The organism is Amycolatopsis heterodermiae (assembly GCF_034929455.1).
Classification (GTDB): domain Bacteria; phylum Actinomycetota; class Actinomycetes; order Mycobacteriales; family Pseudonocardiaceae; genus Amycolatopsis; species Amycolatopsis heterodermiae.
Genome location: NZ_JAYFSI010000002.1, coordinates 435,902 through 454,715, shown reverse-complemented (window position 1 = coordinate 454,715; position 18,814 = coordinate 435,902). Strand labels below are relative to the sequence as shown.

General features: G+C 73.3%; 2 protein-coding genes. Both read right to left on the bottom strand.

What is annotated here, in order from left to right:
- Window positions 1–10: 10 nt before the first annotated feature.
- Entirely contained in the window at window positions 11–17,551 is a 17,541-nt protein-coding gene (locus tag VA596_RS12520) for a type I polyketide synthase (protein WP_323326438.1), read from the bottom strand.
- Window positions 17,552–17,577: 26 nt separating this feature from the next.
- The gene (locus tag VA596_RS12515; protein WP_323326436.1) at window positions 17,578–18,765 is read right to left on the bottom strand and encodes a cytochrome P450; all 1,188 of its coding nucleotides are present in this window, start codon (window positions 18,763–18,765) and stop codon (window positions 17,578–17,580) included.
- Between the last annotated feature and the right edge of the window lie 49 nt (window positions 18,766–18,814).

Sequence of the window (18,814 nt, the reverse complement as noted above, 5' to 3'; positions counted from 1 at the left end):
GTCTCCTCCTTCAGGACGCGCCGAGCTGGTCGATGAAGTCGAACAGCTCGTCGTCGGTGGCGTTGTCGGAAACCTCGGGCCCGTCCTCGGCGGCGGTGAGCACCCGCTGGAGGCGCTTGCGGGCGGCGGCGAGGTGGTCGCCGGTCAGCTCGACGGCGCCGAACGCCGTTTCGAGCTGCTCGAGGGCGCGGTCCAGGGCGGACACCGGGTCCGCCGCGTCCGGTTCGAGCTGCCGGCGCAGGAAGCGGGCGACGGCGGCCGGGGTCGGCTGGTCGAACACGAGGGTGGCGGGCAGGGTGAGGCCGGTTTCCGCGCCGAGGCGGTTGCGCAGCTCGACGGCGGTGAGCGAGTCGAAGCCCAGCTCCAGCAGGCCCCGCTCGGACTCGACCGGCCGGCCCGGCGCGTAGGCGAGCACGGCCGCCACGTGCCGGGACACGAGGTCGAGCAGGAGCTGATTCCGGTCTTCCTCGGACTGCCCGGCCAGCCGGTCGACCCAGCTCACCTCGGCCGGGGCGGGGCGCGACTGGTGGGCACGCCGGACGGCGGGGACGAGCGTGCGGAACGCCGGGGCGAGCGTCCCGGCGGCCGCCTGGTCCCGCAGAGCGGGCATCGCGAACCGGGCCGCGACGACCTCGGCGCGGGTGCCCCCGATGGCGGCGTCCAGCGCGGCCAGAACGTCCTTTGTGGACATCAGGGCGACGCCTCGTGCGGCCAGCCGGGCCAGGTCGGCCTCGCTCAGCTCCTGCGCCATCCCGCCTTCGCCCCAGAGTCCCCAGTTGACGGCGAGCGCGGGGAGTCCTTCGGCGTGACGGGTCCGGGCGAGAGTGTTGAGGTGGTTGTTGGCGGCGGCGTAGGTGGTCTGGGCGGGGTTGCCGAGGATGGCGGCGAGGGAGGAGAAGAGGACGAAGAGGTCGAGGTCGTGGTGCCGGGTGAGGGTGTGGAGGTGGTGCGCCGCCGTGGTTTTGGGGCCGAATACGTCGGCGGTGGTCTTGGGGTCTTGGTCGGTGAGCAGGGCATCGTGACGGATCCCCGCCGTGTGGATGACTCCTCGGATGTCGAGGTTGTCGAGTGCGGCGCCGAGGTCGTCGAGGTTGGTGAGATCGCAGGCTCGGATGCGCACCCGTGCCCCAGCTCGGGTGAGTTCGTCGAGCAGTTCCGGGGCGCCGGGGGCGTCGAGGCCGCGGCGGTTCAGGAGCAGCAGGTCGCGGGCTCCGTGGGTGTGGACGAAGTGCCGGGCGACGGCGGCACCCAGCCCGCCGGTCCCGCCGGTGACGACCAGCACCCCACCCCGCCACTCGACCGGTGCCGGTTCCTCGTCCACCCGGACAAGCCGCGGAACTTCGACAGCTCCCCCGCGTACCCGGACGTCCGGCTCGACGCCGAGCGCGGCCGCGAGGCCGGGGCCGCCGTCCCATTCGAGCACGGCGAACCGGCCCGGCTGCTCGGTCACCGCCGAGCGGACGGCGCCCCGCAGCACGCTCGCGTCGTGGTCGACGAGCAGGACGAGCGTGCCATCAGGGCGTCCGGCCCAGTGCTGGAGGACGGGCAGGAGCCGGTTCAGCTCCTCCTGGGGGTCGTCGGCCGGGGCCCACGGCAGCACGGTCAGCGGCGCTTCGGATTCTTCCGGGCCGGCGATCTCGTCGACCGCGATCCCGTCCGCTTCGAGGGCCGGGATCGCGGCGTGCGAGCCGACCACCGCGACGGCCTCGACGGATCCGTCCACTGTGGCCGATGCCCACTCCAGCGCGTAGAGCAGGTCACGGGTGGCGGGACGGCGGGGTTGCACCGGACGGACGGTCAGGGCTTCGACGTGCAGCACCTCGGCGCCGGACGGGTCGGCCGCGGTGAGTTCCACCGTGTCCGGGCCGGTCCGGGCGAGCCGCACGCGCAGGGCCGTCGCCCCCGTCGCCGCGAGGGTCGCGCCCTGCCAGGAGAACGGCAGGAGGAGGGTGTCCGCACCGGCCCGCAGCACGTCCAGGGCGAGCGGGTGCAGCGCCGCGTCCAGCAGGGCCGGGTGCAGGGCGTACCGGTCCACATCGGACGGTTCGGGCAGCTCGACCTCGGCGTAGAGGTCGCTGCCGGAACGCCAGGCCGCCCGGACACCGCGGAACAGCTCGCCGTAGCCGTACCCGAGATCGGCCATGCCGTCGTACAGCGTGGACACGTCCACCGGCTCGGCCTCGGGCGGCCAGGTTCGCAACCCCTGACGCGCTTCGGCCGCGGCCGAGGCGAGGGTGCCGGTGGTGTGCAGGGTCCAGGCGGCGTCGTCGGCCGCGGGCCGCGAGTGCAGGGTGAACCGGCGGCGACCGGCGTCATCGGGCTCGCGGACGACGAACTGCACGTCGAGCGCGCCGGCTTCGGGGATGACGAGCGGGCTGCGCAGGACCAGTTCCTCGACCCGGCCGCACCCGACCCGCAGCCCGGCGTGCAGGGCGATGTCGAGCACGGCGGCGCCGGGCAGGACGATCTCGTCGCCGATGACGTGCTCGGTGAACCACGGGACCGAGCCGCGCGACAACCGCGTGGACAGCACGACGCCGGAGCTGTCGGCCAGCAGCGTGGCCGGGCCCGCCACGGGGTGACCGGACGGGTCGGTGGCGGTGGCGTCGAGCCAGTACCGGCTGCGCTGGAACGGATACGTAGGTACCCGGCCAGGTGTGGCGTCCGGCAGGAACCGGTCCCAGTCGATCTCCACACCGGTCGTCCACAAGCGACCGAGACCGGCGAAGAACGCCCGCCGATCGTCGACGTCACGCCGTAGCAGCCCCGCGATCGCCAGGTCAGGAGCACACTGCTCGACCATCGGCGTCAACGCCGGATGCGGCCCGACTTCGACCACATGCGTGACGCCCAGCTCTGCCAACGTCGTGACACCATCGGCGAAACGGACCGTCCCACGGACATGATCCACCCAATGCTGCGGATCGGTCAGAGTGACGGCGACCTCGCCGGTCAGGTTCGTCACGACCGGGATCTGCGGCTCGTGATACGTCAGCTCCCGCGCTACCGCCGCGAACCGGTCGAGGATCGGGTCGAGATGCGCCGAGTGGAACGCGTGTGAGACCCGGAGCCGCTTACCCTCCAGTGCTTCGATCTCCGCGAGGTCGCCCGACACCACCACCGAACCCGGGGTGTTCACCGCGGCGATGGACAAACCCGGCGTCAGCCGTGCACGGACCTCTTCCTCGGAACCCTCGACGACGACCATCCCGCCGGGAACGGTGATCGAATCCATCAGCTCGGCCCGAGCGGTCACCAACCGGACGGCGTCGTCTTCATCCAGCACACCTGCCACGTGAGCAGCCGTGATCTCACCGAGTGAATGTCCGATCAGGACGTCCGGCTTCATACCCAGCAACCGGTAGAGAGCCACTTCGAGGGTGAACAACGCGGGCTGAGCCCACCGAGTCCGATGGACCAGCTCCGGGTCACTCGTCAACCCGAACTTCGCCGACAGACAGTCCACCGTCTCCGCGAACACCGGGTAGGCGTCATACAGAGCCTTTCCCATTCCGGCCCATTGCGATCCCTGACCGGTGAACGCCACCGCGAGCTTGTCCACCTCCCGCGCCCGCTCCGCCACTACTCCAGCCAGAGCACCGCGCATCTCGACGTCGGACTCGCCCACCACCACGGCCCGGAAATCGAACTCCGCCCGACCCAGCGCCAGCATCCGGGCCGTGCCGACCACATCCGGTCCGGCGTCCGCCAGACGCTCGGCCGCCGCCGTCACCGCACCGGCGGAACGACCCGACACCACCCACGGCACCACGTCTTCCACACTGTCCACGTTGGACGCCGGGGCCTGTTCCAGCACCAGGTGCGCGTTGGTCCCGCTGATGCCGAACGAGGACACCCCGGCCCGCCGCGGCCCCTCGGGAGCCCATGTGCGGGCCTCGGTGAGCAGGCTGACCGTGCCGTCCCAGGTGATGTGTTCCGAGGGCGGGTCCGCGTGCAGGGTGGGTGGCAGCACGCCGTGGCGCATCGCCATGAGCATCTTGATCACCCCGCCGACGCCCGCCGCCGCCTGGGTGTGGCCGACGTTCGACTTCAGCGCACCCAGCCACAGCGGCGACTCCGGCGAGTGGGCCTCTCCGTAGACCGCCTGCAGGGCTTGGGCTTCGATCGGGTCGCCGAGCCGGGTGCCGGTGCCGTGCGCCTCCACGACGTCCACCTCGGACGGCGTGAGGTCCGCGCTGGCGAGCGCGGCGCGCAGGACCCGCTGCTGCGAGGGCCCGTTCGGGGCGGTGAGGCCGTTGGAAGCGCCGTCCTGGTTGGTCGCGGAGCCCCGGACGAGGCCGAGCACGGTGTGCCCGTTGCGCTGGGCGTCGGACAGCCGTTCCAGCACGAGCATGCCCGCGCCTTCGCTCCAGCCGGTGCCGTCGGCGCTGTCGCCGAAGGCCTTGCAGCGGCCGTCGGAGGCGAGGCCGCGCTGGCGGGAGAACTCGATGAACGTCGTGGGCGTGGCCATCACGGTGACCCCGCCCGCGACGGCCAGGTCGCACTCCCCCTGCCGCAGCGCCTGGCCCGCGAGGTGCATCGCCACCAGCGACGAGGAGCACGCCGTGTCCACGCTCACCGCCGGGCCCTCGAAGCCGAAGGTGTAGGCGACCCGGCCGGAGGCCACGCTCGCGGCGCTGCCGGTGGTCAGGTAGCCCTCGAACGCCGGGGGCATCGGCTGCAGCCGGGAGGCGTAGTCGTTGTACATGATCCCGGTGAAGACGCCGGTCCGGCTGCCCTTCAGGCTGGCAGGCACGATCCCGCCGTACTCCAAGGCCTCCCACGTCGTCTCCAGCAGCAACCGCTGCTGCGGGTCCATCGCCAGCGCCTCGCGGGGGCTGATCCCGAAGAACTCCGCGTCGAACTCGTCGGCGTCGTGCAGGAACCCGCCCTGCCGCGAGGTCACGGTGCCCGGGTGGTCGGGGTCCGGGTCGAACAGGTTCTCGAGGTCCCAGCCTCGGTTGCCCGGGAACTCCGTGACCGCGTCCACGCCTTCCGACACCAGCCGCCACAGGTCCTCCGGCGAGCGCACCCCGCCCGGGTAGCGGCAGCCGATGCCGACGATCGCGATGGGTTCGTGCGCCGGCGCCGGGCCGGTGACCTCGGCCCGCGCCGGGGCGAAGGTGCCGGCGAGGTGCTCGGCGAGCGCCTCCGGGGTCGGGTGGTCGAAGATCAGGGTCGGCGACAGCGGGACGCCGGTCGCCGCGGTGAGCCGGTTGCGCAGCTCGATGGCGGTCAGCGAGTCGAAGCCGAGGTCCGCGAAGGCCCGGCCGGGCGGTACCTTCCGCCCGGACTCGTAGCCCAGCACGGCCGCGACCTCGGTGTGGACGATCCCGGCGACCAGGGCGGCCCGCTCCCCCGCGTCGAGCCCGGCGAGCCGGTCCGCCGGCGCGCCGGTGCGTGCCGGGACCGGGACCAGGCCGGACAGCAGCGGCGGCAGGACGCCGGCGCCGGCCTGTTTGCGCAGCGCCCGGGTGTCGAGGCGCGCGGCGAGCACGGTGGCCCGTCCCCCGGCGACGGCCTGGTCGAGCAGGCTCCGGATCTCGCCGGTGGACAGCGGGGCGATGCCCCGGGCGGCGAGACGGTCCTGGTCGGTGCCGCTCAGCTCGCCGCCCATCCCGCCCTCGGCCCACAGTCCCCACGCGATGGAGGTCGCCGGCCGTCCGTGCGCGTGGCGGAGCACGGCCAGTTCGTCGAGGAAGCTGTTGGCCGCGGCGTAGTTCGCCTGGCCCGCGCCGCCGAGCACGCCGGCGACCGAGGAGAACGTGACGAACAGGTCGAGGTCGCCGGCCACCTCGTGCAGGTGCCACGCGCCGTCGGCCTTGGGCCCGAACACCCTGGCGACGCGTTCGGCCGTCAGGTCCGCCAGGACGGCGTCGTCGAGGATTCCGGCCGCGTGCACGACTCCCCGCACGTCCAGCCCGTCGAACGCCGCCTCGGCACCCTCCCTTGTGGACACGTCCACGCCGCGGACGACGACGGAGGCCCCCAGGTCGGCCAGTTCTTCGACCAGCTCGATGGCGCCGGGCGTGTTCAACCCTCGGCGGCCGACGAGGACCAGGTCCCGCACGCCCCAGGACGTCACGGCGTGCCGGGCGACAACACCGCCGAGTCCGCCGAGCCCGCCGGTGATCAGCAGTGCGCCCCCGGTCCAGGCCCGCGGTTCCGCCGGCTCGGCGCGTTCCAGGCGAGGCACCTCGACGACGCCGTTGCGCACGCGGCCTTCGGGTTCTTCGCCCAATGCGGCCAGGGCGTCCTCGGCTGGCACCGAGCCGTCGGAGTCGAGGAGCACGAACCGGCCGGGGTGCTCCAGCACCGCCGAACGGACGAGACCGGGCACGCCGGTCGGGCGGCCGGCGGAGAGCAGCAGGGCGAGCTTCGGCCCCTCGGCGGGATGGCTCTGGAGCGCGGTGAGGGCCTCGGTGACCGAGTCCACCGGCACGATGACGTGCTCGGGTGCTGCACCGCCGGTTTCGGCGGGCCGCCACTCGATCGCGAACAGCGCGTCGACGGGACGGCCGAGCTGTGCGGCCTCGACGGTCCGCAGCGCCAGCGTGTCCACGGACGCGACCGGCAGGCCGTTCTCGTCGGCGAGGGTGACCGCGTAGCCGCCGTCGGCCGGCTCGAACCGGACCCGCAGCGCACCTCCGGCGGTGCCTGACACGGACACGCCGCGCCAGGAGAACGGCAAGCGGAGCTGCCCGGCTGGATCGTCGACCGTGTCGAGGAGCAGGGTGTGCAGGGCCGAGTCGAGCAGGGGCGGCGCGAGCAGGTAACCGTCCTCTTCGGACAGTCCGACTTCGGCGAAGAGCGTATCGCCCCGCCGCCAGACGGCCCGCAGGCCGCGGAAGCGCTCGCCGTAGCCGTAACCCTGGTCGGCCAGCCGATCGTAGAGGCCGTTAATGCTCACTGCGGACGCGCCGGCGGGCGGCCAGGTGACCAGCGGGTCGCTCTGCGCGGGGTCGGCGGCCAGGGATCCGGTGGCGTGGCGGGTCCACGGGCCGTCACCGGCCGCGGAGTGGATCGAGACGGGACGGCGGCCGGTGCCGTCGGGTTCGCCGACGACGACCTGGACGTCGACCTCCTGGCCCTCGGGCAGCGGCAGGGACGCCTCGAACGTCAGCTCGTCCACGCGCGGCAACGCCACGGTTCGACCGGCGGTGAGAGCCAGCTCCAGGAGTGCGGTGCCGGGCACGAGGGTGGTGCCGAGGACGGCGTGGTCGGCGAGCCAGGGGTGGGTGGTCGTCGAGAAGGTGCCGGTGAGGACGTGGTGGCCGGTGGTGGCGAGGGCGACGGCGGTGTGCAGGAGCGGATGCGGGTGCCCGGTGGTGGTCTTGGGGGTGGGCTGGAGCCAGTAGTGGTGGTGCTGGAAGGCGTAGGTGGGGGCGGGGTGGGGCGCGGTGCGCGGGATGAGGTGGTGGGGCTTGGCCGCGCCGTGGGTCCAGAGGGTGGCGGCGGCGGTGAGGAGGTGTTCGGTGGTGTCGGTGTTGCGGCGCAGGAGGGCGTGGGTGGTGAGGCCGGTGTGGTCGAGCAACGGCGTGAGAGCCGGGTGGGGGCCGATCTCGACGACGTCGGTGACGCCCAGCTCGGCCATGGTGGTGATGCCGTCGGCGAAGCGGACGGTGTGGCGGACGTGGTCGACCCAGTGCTGGGGATCGGTCAGGGTGGTGGCGATCGCCCCGGTGAGGTTGGTGATGACGGGGATCCGCGGCTCGTGGTACGTCAGCTCCCCCGCGACCGCGGCGAACTGGTCGAGGATCGGGTCGAGGTGCGCGGAGTGGAAGGCGTGGGACACCCGCAGGCGTTTGCCGTCGAGGGCTTCGATGGCGGACAGGTCGCCGGAGAGGACAACGGAGGTGGCGGTGTTGACGGCGGCGATGGACAAACCCGGGGTGAGGAGTTCACGGGCTTCGTCTTCGGTGACGGAGAGGGTGGCCATGCCTCCGGGGGTGGTGACCGAGTCCATCAGCTCGGCCCTCGCGGTGACCAGCCGGACCGCGTCGTCCTCGTCCAGGACACCGGCGAGGTGGGCGGCCGTGATCTCGCCGAGCGAGTGTCCGATCAGGACTTCCGGTTGCAGGTCCAGCAGGCGGTAAAGGGCGACTTCGAGAGTGAACAGCGCGGGCTGGGTGTAGCGGGTCTGGTTGACCAGGTCGGGGGTGGTGAACATCGCCTCGCGAAGGTCCCCGCCGAACTTCGTACACAGCCGGTCGATGGTCTCGGCGAAGATCGGGTAGGTGTCGTAGAGGGCTTTGCCCATGCCGGTCCATTGGGAGCCTTGGCCGGTGAACATCATGCCCAGCCGCGGCTGTCCGGCGTGCTGGACGGGCAGGGCTTTGCCGCCGATAAGGGCGGAGCGGTAGGGGAATTCGGTGCGTCCATAAGCGAAGGTGGAGGCGACGTCGTCGAGGTCCCGTAAGCGGTCGAGTTGTTGTTCGACCGCCTCGGGGGTGGCGGCCGAGACCAGCACCGGTGCCGGGCCGGTGGGTTCGACCAGGTCTGGTGCCGGGGGTTGTTCGAGGATCAGGTGGGCGTTGGTGCCGGAGATCCCGAAGGAGGAAATTCCTGCTCGCCGGGTGCCCGAGTCCCATGGTCGTGCTTGGGTGAGCAGGGCGACGGTGTCGTCCCAGTCGACGTGGGTTGATCGTTCGGAGGCGTGCAGGGTGGCGGGCAGTACGCCGTGGCGCATGGCCAGGAGCATCTTGATGACGCCACCGACCCCGGCGGCGGCCTGGGTGTGGCCGATGTTGGACTTGAGTGATCCCAGCCAGAGCGGTGCGTCCGGGGTCCGGGTGGTTCCGTAGGTGGCTTGGAGGGCCTGGGCTTCGATGGGGTCGCCCAGGCTCGTTCCGGTGCCGTGTGCTTCCACTACGTCCACATCGGACGCTCCGAGACCGGCGGTCGCCAGCGCCTCCTGGATCACGCGCTGCTGCGAGGGGCCGTTCGGGGCGGTGAGGCCGTTGGAGGCACCGTCCTGGTTGATCGCGGAACCCCGGATCACGCCAAACACCCGGTGCCCGTTGCGCTGCGCGTCGGACAGCCGCTCCAGCACCAGCATGCCCACGCCTTCCGACAGGCCCGTGCCGTCGGCGTCGTCGCTGAACGCCTTGCACCGGCCGTCCGCGGCGAGGCCGCGCTGACGGGAGAACTCGATGAACGTGTTCGGCGTGGCCATCACCGTCACCCCACCGGCCACCGCCAGATCACACTCACCACCCCGTAGTGCCTGCCCCGCGAGGTGCATCGCCACCAGCGACGACGAGCACGCCGTGTCCACGCTCACCGCGGGACCCTCGAAACCGAACGTGTAGGCCACCCGGCCGGACGCCACGCTGCCGTAGCTGCCGTTGCGGAGATAACCCTCCAGCTCCTCGGGGACCTCCGTGATCCGGGACGCGTAGTCGCCGCTGTACATGATGCCGGTGAAGACGCCGGTCCGGCTGCCCTTCAACGTCGACGGCACGATCCCGCCGTACTCCAGCGCTTCCCAGGTGGTCTCCAGCAGCAACCGCTGCTGCGGATCCATCGCCAGCGCCTCACGCGGGCTGATCCCGAAGAACTCCGCGTCGAAACCCGCCGCGTCGTGCAGAAAGCCGCCATACCGCGACGTCACGGTCCCCGTGTGGCCGGGATCCGGGTCGAACAGGGTCCCCAGATCCCACCCGCGATCGGCAGGGTACTCGCTGATCGCGTCCACACCGTCGGCCACCACCCGCCACAGGTCCTCCGGCGAGCGCACCCCACCCGGATACCGGCAGGCGAGGCCGACGATCGCGACCGGTTCGTCCACAGCGGACACTTTGGTCGGGACCGACGGCTCGGCACCGACGATCTCCGCCTCCAGGTGACGCGCGACGGCGGCGGGGTTCGGGTGGTCGAACACCAGCGTCGTGGGTAACCGCAGGCCCGTTGCGCCCTGCAGGCGGTTGCGCAGCTCCACCGAGATGAGCGAGTCGAACCCGATCTCCCGGAACGCGCGGCCGGCCGCCACGGACGCCGGATCGTCGTGTCCGAGCACGGCCGCGACGTGCTCGGACACGAGAGCCAGCAGGGCGGGGAAGCGCTCGCCGTCCGGCAGCGCGGCGATCCGGTCCGCCCACGAGCCCCCGGCGACGGCCACGGTCGCGCGCCGGAGCGGGGTGCGGACCAAACCACGGAGCAGCGGCGGCAGCGTGCCGGCTGCCGCCTGGGCGCGCAGCGCGGACAGGTTCCAGTGCGCGGCGACCACGGTGGACTCTTCCGCGGCGACCGCGGCGTCGAGCATCTCCAGCGCCTGCGCCGCGTCGAGCTGGGCGACGCCCGCGCGGGCCATGCGCGCCACGTCGGCGTCGCCGAGGTGCCCGGTCATCCCGCTCGCGTCGGCCCACAGCCCCCACGCGACGGACACGCCGGGCAGCCCCTCGCTGCGACGCGCGGCGACGAGCCCGTCGAGGTAGTCGTTGGCGGCCGCGTAGTTGGCCTGCCCGCCACCGCCGAGGACGCCGATCACCGAGGAGAACGTCACGAACAGGGCGAGATCCGCGGTCAGCTCGTGCAGGTGCCGGGCGCCGTCGGCCTTGGGCGCGAACACCTTCGCGACCGAATCGGCGTCCTGCGCGGTGAGCAGCGCGTCGTCCAGCGTGCCCGCGGCGTGGATCACGCCGCGCACCGTCAGGCCCGCCAGCGCGGACTCGAGACTGTCGCGCCGGGACACGTCGGCCGCGCGCACCTCGACCCGGGCGCCGAGCGCGGTCAGGCCGTCGACCAGTTCCTCCGCGCCCGGGGTGTCCAGGCCCCGGCGGCCGAGCAACACCAGATCCCGCACGCCCCACGACGCCACGACGTGGCGCGCCACCAGGCCGCCGACGCCGCCGAGGCCCCCGGTGATCAGGAGCGTGCCCCCGTCCCAGGTCACTGGCGACGGCTCCGCTTCCAGCCGCGCCAGGCGCGGGACCTCGATCACCCCGTTGCGCACGCGCGCCTCGGTTTCGCCCGCGACGGCGCCCAGCACGACCGACGGCTCGACAGAACCGTCGGTGTCCACGACGGCGAACCGGCCCGGGTGTTCGACGGCGGCCGAGCGCACGAGACCCCGCACGCCGTCCGCCTGGTCGCCGACGATCGCGAGGGTCGCGTCGCCGGACCGCTCGTCGGTCACCCACCGCTGCAGGACCGCCAGGACCCCGGTCACCACCTCGCGGGCGGTCGCCGCCGGCGGAACCACGTGGGTGGTCAGCCGGTCTTCGAGCGCGTCCGGGTCGAAGACCGCGCACGCGACCGGCTCGCCCGGCGCCACGGCGGTCCACTCGACCCGCAGCAGCGAACTCGGCCGCGCAAGCCGCGTGGGGTCGACCTCGCGCAAAGCCAGCGACGCCACCGACAGGACGGGGGCACCGGCCGGGTCGGTGACGTGCAGGGCCACGCTGCCGTCGTCCCGGGGCGAGATGCGGACGCGCAGGGTGGACGCGCCGGTGGCGTGGACGGACACGCCGTGCCAGGCGAAGGGCAGGCGCACGGCGGCCGAGCCGAGCACGACCGGGTGCAGCGCGGCGTCCAGCAGCGCCGGGTGCACGGTGAACCCGGCGGCTTCGGTTTCCGGCGGCGAAATCTCGGCGTACCAGTCGCCGCCGGACCGCCACAGTGCGGTGAGCCCCTGGAACGCCGGCCCGTACTCGTACCCGGTGTCCGCCAGCCGCTCGTAGGCGCCGTCGAGCGGGATCCGCTCGGCCCCTTCGGGAAGCCACGCGGTATCGACTTCGGTACGGCCGTTGCCGACTACGCCGGTGGCGTGCCGGACCCAGCCGGGCTCGCCGTGTCGCGAGTGGACGGTCACCGGGCGGGCGCCGTCTTCGGCGGCGCCGACGGTGACCTGGATCTCGACCTCGCCGCCCGGCGGCAGCACGAGCGGGGTTTCGAGGACCAGCTCGTCCAGCGTGTCGCACCCGGTCGCCAGGGCGGCGGTGAGCGCGAGGTCGGCGAACGCGGTGCCGGGCAGCAGCACGGTGCCGGAGACGGCGTGGTCGGCGAGCCACGGGAACTTCGCGAGCGACAGCACGCCGGTGTGCACGACACCACCGTCGGCGAGCGGGGTTTCCCGGCGCAGGAACGGGTGCGCGAGGTCGTCCGAGCCGCCCGTCGGCAGGGGGAGCCAGTACCGGCGGCGCTGGAACCGGTAGGTGGGCAGGTCCGCGCCCGGGCCGTCCCCGGTGAGCGCGGTGAAGTCGACGGGCAGGCCCTGCGCGTGCGCCTGCCCCAGCGAGCGCAGGAACCGCGGCAGGCCACCCTCGTCGCGGCGGAGCGAGCCGACCGAAACGGCGTCCTCGGCCGTGTCCTGCACGGCCGCGGTCAGCACCGGGTGCGGGCTCATCTCCAGGAAGAAGCCGTGTCCCTGCGCGGCGAGCTCGCGGACGACGGGTTCGAAGTGGACGGTCTGGCGGAGGTTGCGGAACCAGTAGTCACCGCCGGCTTCCGCGGTGTCCAGGCGCGCGGCCACGACCGTCGAGTGGAAGGGCACGGCCGAGGTGCGCGGCCGCAGCCCGTCGAGCAGCCCGGCGAGGGTGTCCTTGAGCTCCTCGACCTGGACGGAGTGCGAAGCGTAGTCGACCGAAACCCGGCGGGCCCGGACGCCGTCGGCCTCGCACGAAGCCAGGAACTCGTCCAGCGCCTGCGGTTCACCCGATACGACCACAGTGGACGGTCCGTTGACGGTGGCCACGGAAAGGCGGTCGCCCCAGGGCCGCAGCCGCTCGGATACGGCGTCGAAGCCCAGCGAGACCGACACCATGCCGCCGCGGCCGGACAGCGTGCGGATGGCCTGGCTGCGCAACGCGACCACCTTCGCCGCGTCGTCGAGGGACAGGCCGCCCGCGACGCACGCCGCGGCGATCTCGCCCTGCGAATGCCCGACCACGGCGGCCGGCTCGACACCGAACGAGCGCCACAGCGCGGCCAGCGACACCATCACGGCGAACAGCACCGGCTGCACGACGTCGACCTCGTCGAACGTCGGCGCGCCGGGATCCCCGCGCAGCACGGCGAACAGGTCCCAGTCGACGTACCGGCTCAGCGCCCGGGCGCACTCCTCCATGCGCGCGCGGAACACCGGAGCGTCCTCCAGGAGCGGCACGGCCATCCCCGCCCACTGCGCACCCTGGCCGGGGAAGACGAACACCGCCTTCGCCTCGCGTTTGCGGGCCTCCCCCGTCACGACGGCGGCCGCCGCCTTCCCGTTGGCCAGCGCGTCCAGCCCGGCCAGCGCGGCTTCGTGGCCGTCCGCCACGACGACGGCGCGGTGGTCGAACCGGGTCCGGCTGCCGAGCAGGGCACGCGACACGGCCCGGAGCCCGGTCTCCGGGGTGAGGTGCTCGCGCAGCGCTTTCGCCTGGGCGCGCAACGCTTCTTCGCTGCGGCCGGACAGGACGAGCGGCACGGCCGGGAGCGCCGGTTCGGGTTCGCGGACGTCCTCGGGGACCTGCTCGAGGACGACGTGCGCGTTGGTGCCGCTGACCCCGAACGACGAGACGGCGGCCCGGCGCGGGCGGCCGGTTTCGGGCCACGGCTCGGCCGCGCCGATCAGGCGGAGGGCGCCGGCGGCCCAGTCCACGTGCGGCGACGGCTCGTCCGCGTGCAGGGTCGGGGGCAGCACCCCGTCGCGCAGGGCGTGCACGACCTTCAGCACCCCCGCGACCCCGGCGGCGGCCTGTGTGTGACCGATGTTCGACTTCAGCGAGCCCAGCCGCACCGCGGAGCCGGCGTCGCGGCCCTGCCCGTAGGTGGCCAGCAGCGCCTGGGCCTCGATCGGGTCGCCCAGCGTGGTGCCGGTGCCGTGGGCCTCCACGAGGTCGACGTCCGGCGCGGACACCCCGGCGGCGGCCAGCGCGTCCCGGACGACCTCCTGCTGGGCCACGCCGTTGGGCGCGGTGAGCCCGTTGGACGCGCCGTCCTGGTTGATGGCCGACCCGCGCACCACGGCGAGCACGCGGTGCCCGCGGGCCCGGGCCTCGGACAGCCGTTCCAGCACGATCATGCCCGCGCCCTCGGCCCAGCCCGTGCCGTCCGCGCCCGCGCCGAACGCCTTGCACCGGCCGTCCGGGGAGAGCCCGCGCTGGAGGCTGAACTCGACGAACATGCCCGGGGACGAGAGCACGGTGACCCCGCCCGCGAGCGCCATCGTGCACTCGCCGCGCCGCAGCGACGCGGCGGCCAGGTGCAGCGCGACCAGCGAAGACGAGCAGGCGGTGTCCACCGTGACGGCCGGCCCGCGCAGGCCGAGGGTGTAGGCGATGCGCCCGGACACCACGCTGGGGGTGGTGCCGGTGAGGGCGTAACCGTCGGCGCCGGGGCGCACCTCGTGCATCCGGGGGCCGTAGTCCTGGGCGGTGGCGCCGACGAACACGCCGGTGCGGGTGCCGTGCACCGAGGCCGGGTCGATCCCGGCGCGTTCGATGGCCTCCCAGGCGACCTCCAGCGCGAGCCGCTGCTGCGGGTCCATGGCCAGCGCCTCGCGGGGGCTGATGCCGAAGAACTCGGCGTCGAACAGGTCCGCGTCGTGCACGAACCCGCCGCGGCGGGTGCTCGACTTGCCGGGAACGCCCGGTTCGGGGTCGTAGAGGGCCTCGACGTCCCAGCCGCGGTTGCCGGGGAAGTCGGAGGTCACGTCGGCGCCGTCGAGCACGAGACGCCACAGGTCCTCGGGCGTGTTCGCGCCGCCGGGCAGCCGGCAGGCCATGCCGACGATCGCGATCGGCTCGTCGCTTTCGGTGCGCTTCACCGGGGACGTTTCCGGCTGCCCGCCGGTGCGGAGGTGGGCGGCGAGGGCCGCCGGGGTCGGGTGGTCGTAGGCCGCGCTGACCGGCACGCCGCGGCCGGTGGCGGCGGCGAGGGTGCGGCACAGCTCGACGGTGGTGAGCGAGTCGAACCCGAGCGACTTGAAGGTGGCGCGCTCGTCGACCTCCGCGGGGTCGCCGTAGCCGCCGACGGCCGCGGTGTGACGGCGGACGAGGTCGAGCAGGTCGACGGCCGCTTCGGGCTCGGGCTCGGGGCTCGGCAGCGGCGCGTCGAACCAGTGGCGCTTGCGCTGGAAGGGATACGTGGGCAGGTCGGCGTGCGGGGCCGCCGGCAGGAACCGGTCCCAGTCGATCGCGACACCCGTCGTCCACAAGCGACCCAGCCCGGCGAAGAACGCCCGCCGGTCATCGGTGTCACGCCGCAGAAGCCCGGTGACGGCCAGGTCCGGAGCACACTGCTCGACCATCGGCGTCAACGCCGGGTGTGGCCCCACCTCCACCACGTGCGTGACACCCAAATCCGTCAACGTTCCGACACCATCCGCGAAACGGACCGTGTTGCGGACGTGATCCACCCAATGCCGCGGGTCAGTGAGGTTCGCGGCTATCTCACCGGTCAGGTTGGTCACGATGGGGATCCGCGGCTCGTGATAGGTCAGCTCCCGCGCGACCGCCGCGAACCGGTCGAGAATCGGGTCGAGATGGGCGGAGTGGAACGCGTGCGACACCCGCAGCCGCTTGCCCTCCCACGCCTCGATCTCCTCGAGGTCGCCCGACACCACGACCGAACCCGGGGTGTTCACCGCGGCGATCGACAGACCCGGCGTCAGCAGCGCACGGACCTGCTCCTCGGTGCCCTCGACCGCGACCATGCCCCCGGGAGTCGTGATCGAATCCATCAGCTCGGCCCGCGCCGTCACGAGCCGCACCGCATCGTCCTCGTCGAGCACACCGGCCACGTGAGCAGCCGTGATCTCACCCAACGAATGTCCGATCAGGACATCCGGCTTCACGTCCAGCAACCGGTAGAGAGCCACCTCGAGGGTGAACAACGCGGGCTGGGCCCACCGGGTCTGGTGCACCAGACCCGGGTCACTCGTCAGCCCGAACTTCGCCGACAGCCGATCGACCGTCTCGGCAAACATCGGAAACGTCTCGTACAGAGCCTGGCCCATCCCGGCCCACTGCGAGCCCTGGCCGGTGAACGCCACCGCGAGCTTGCCCAGCTCCCGCACCCGCTCGGCCACCACAGCCGACAGTCCACGACGCATCTCGACGCCGGACTCGCCCACCACCACGGCCCGGAAATCGAACTCCGCCCGGCCCAGCGCCAGCATCCGGGCCGCGCTCACGACGTCCGGCGCGTCCTCGGCCAGCCGCTCGGCCGCCGCCGTCACCGCACCGGCGGAACGGCCCGACACCACCCACGGCACCACCTCTTCGGCACTGTCCACATCGGACACCGGAGCCGCTTCCAGCAGCAGGTGCGCGTTGGTGCCGCCCATGCCGAACGACGACACGCCCGCGAGCAGCGGCCGTGCTTCCTCCGGCCAGGGACCGAGGTCCTGCTGCACGTGCAGCCGCCAGTCGCCGAGCCGGATGTCCGAGTGCGGGCGCGAGAAGTTCAGGCTCGGCGGCAGGACCCGGTTTTCCAGGCACAGCACCGCCTTGACGAACCCGGCGATGCCGGCGGCCCCTTCGAGGTGGCCGATGTTGGTCTTCACCGAGCCCACCGCCAGCGCGGCGTCGCGGCCGGGCGCGGTGCCGAGGACCTCGCCGAGCGCGGCGGCCTCGACCGGGTCACCGACCGCGGTGCCCGTGCCGTGCAGCTCGACGTACTGCACCTGCGCGGGTTTCACCCGCGCGTCCGCGCAGGCGCGGCGCAGCACGTCCGCCTGGGCTTCCGCGCTGGGCACGGTGAGCCCGGCGCCCGCGCCCTCGTTGTTGACCGCGCCGCCACGCAGGATCGCGCGGACGTGGTCACCGTCGGCGAGCGCGTCCGCGAGCCGCTTGAGCACGACGACGCCGCCGCCTTCGCCGCGCACGTACCCGTTGGCCCGCTCGTCGAAGGTGAAGCAGCGGCCGTCCGGGGACAGCGCGCCGAACTTCGACGCCCCGACGAAGCTCTCCGGCGCGACGATCAGGTTCACCCCGCCGGCGAGCGCGAAGTCGCACTCCCCCAGCCGCAGGCTCTGCATCGCGGAGTGCACGGCGACCAGCGCCGACGACTGGCCGGTGTCGACGACGAGACTCGGGCCGCGCAGGCCGAGGAAGTAGGAGACGCGGTTGGCGATGACGGCGCGCTGCGTCCCGGTGAGCGAGTGCTGGGTCACGGCGTCAGGGCCGCGGCGGTGGGCGAGCGTGGCGTAGTCGTCGGAAGCCGCGCCCACGAAGACCCCGCCCCGCGTCCCCTCGACCCGGGCGGGCACGATGCCGGCGCTCTCGAGCGACTCCCACGCCAGCTCCAGCACGAGCCGCTGCTGCGGGTCCATGCTCGCCGCCTCGCGCGGGGAGATGCCGAAGAACGCCGCGTCGAAGAGGTCGACGCGGTCGAGGAACCCGCCCGCGGCGGTGACCGCCTTGCCGGGTGCGCCCGGGTCGGGGTCGGCGAACTCGCCCGCGTCCCACCGGTCCGCCGGGACCGTGGTGATCGCGTCGGTCCCGTCGCGCAGCAGCCGCCAGAACGCGGCCGGATCGGGCGCGCCGGGCAGCCGGCAGGCGAGGCCGACCACCGCGACGGCGTGCTCGTCCGGGGGGCTGGTCAGGGGGCCGCTGGGCTGGCTCACGCTCGTCCGCTCCTCACGCTGGGGGGTCACCAGAAGATGGGCAGGCGGTTCACGCCCTGCACGGTGCCGGTTCCCGGCGCGCGGTAGGGCAGGCTCTCCGCGGGCTCGGCCAGCTTGAGCCCGGGCAGGCGCGCGAACAGCTTCGCCAGCGCCACCTGCACCTCCAGCCGGGCGAGGTTCTGGCCGAGGCACTGGTGGATGCCGTAGCCGAAGGTGAGGTGGTTGCGGCCGGTGCGGTCGAACCGGATCGCGTGCGGGTCGTCGTGCACGGAGCCGTCGCGGTTGCCGACGGTCGCGGAGACCAGCACGCCCTCCCCGGCCCGGATGGTGTAGCCCTCGATCTCGATGTCCTCCAGCGCCACGCGCACCCCGGCGAGGTCGGTGACCGCGAGCACGCGCAGCAGCTCCTCCGCGACGGCGGGCAGCCGCTCCTCGTCACCGAGCGCGGCGATCTGCTCCGGGTGTTCGAGCAGCGTCACCACGGACAACGCCAGGGTGGAGGCGGTGGTGTCGTGCCCGGCCACCAGCAGGACCAGCGCGATCTGGACCAGCTCGTGCTGCGTCAGCTCGCCGGCCACGACCGCGGGGGCCAGCTCGCCCATCAGCCCGGGGCCGGGCTCGGTGCGCCGCCGGGTGGCCAGCCGGTCCAGGTACCCGATCAGCTCGCCCCCGGCGGCCTGCGAGTCCTCCTGGGTGGTGGCGTGCAGGAGCCGGCGCGAGGCGTCCTGGAAGAAGTCCAGGTCCTCCTCGGCCAGGCCCAGCACCTCCGACATCACCTGGGACGGCACCGGGGTCGTGAAGGCGGACACCAGGTCGACCGGCTGGGGCAGCGACTCGACGTGGTCCAGGTACTTGTCGACGATGCGCTCGACCATCGGCCGCATCGCGCGGACGCTGCGGAGGCTGAAGTACGGGTTGAGCAGCCGCCGGTGGTCGTCGTGCACCGGCGGGTCCATGCCGATGAGCACGAGCTGCCGGGCGACGCTGGCCCGGAACCGCGGGGCCACGAGGGGGTAGCCGTCCCGCGTCCGGTCGGCCGACAGCCTGCGGTCGGCGAGCAGGCTTCGCGCCGCGGCGTAGCCGGTGACGAGCCAGACCTCGCGGCCGTCGAACAGCGTCACGCGGGACAGCGGCCCGCTCCCGGCGAGGGCGAGGTAACCGGGCGGGGCGTGGTACGGGCATTCGCGCGGCTGCGGAAAAGGCACTTCGGTCATCGTCACTGTCCTCGCGCTGTCTGCGGACGGGTAACGGCCCGAACGGGCC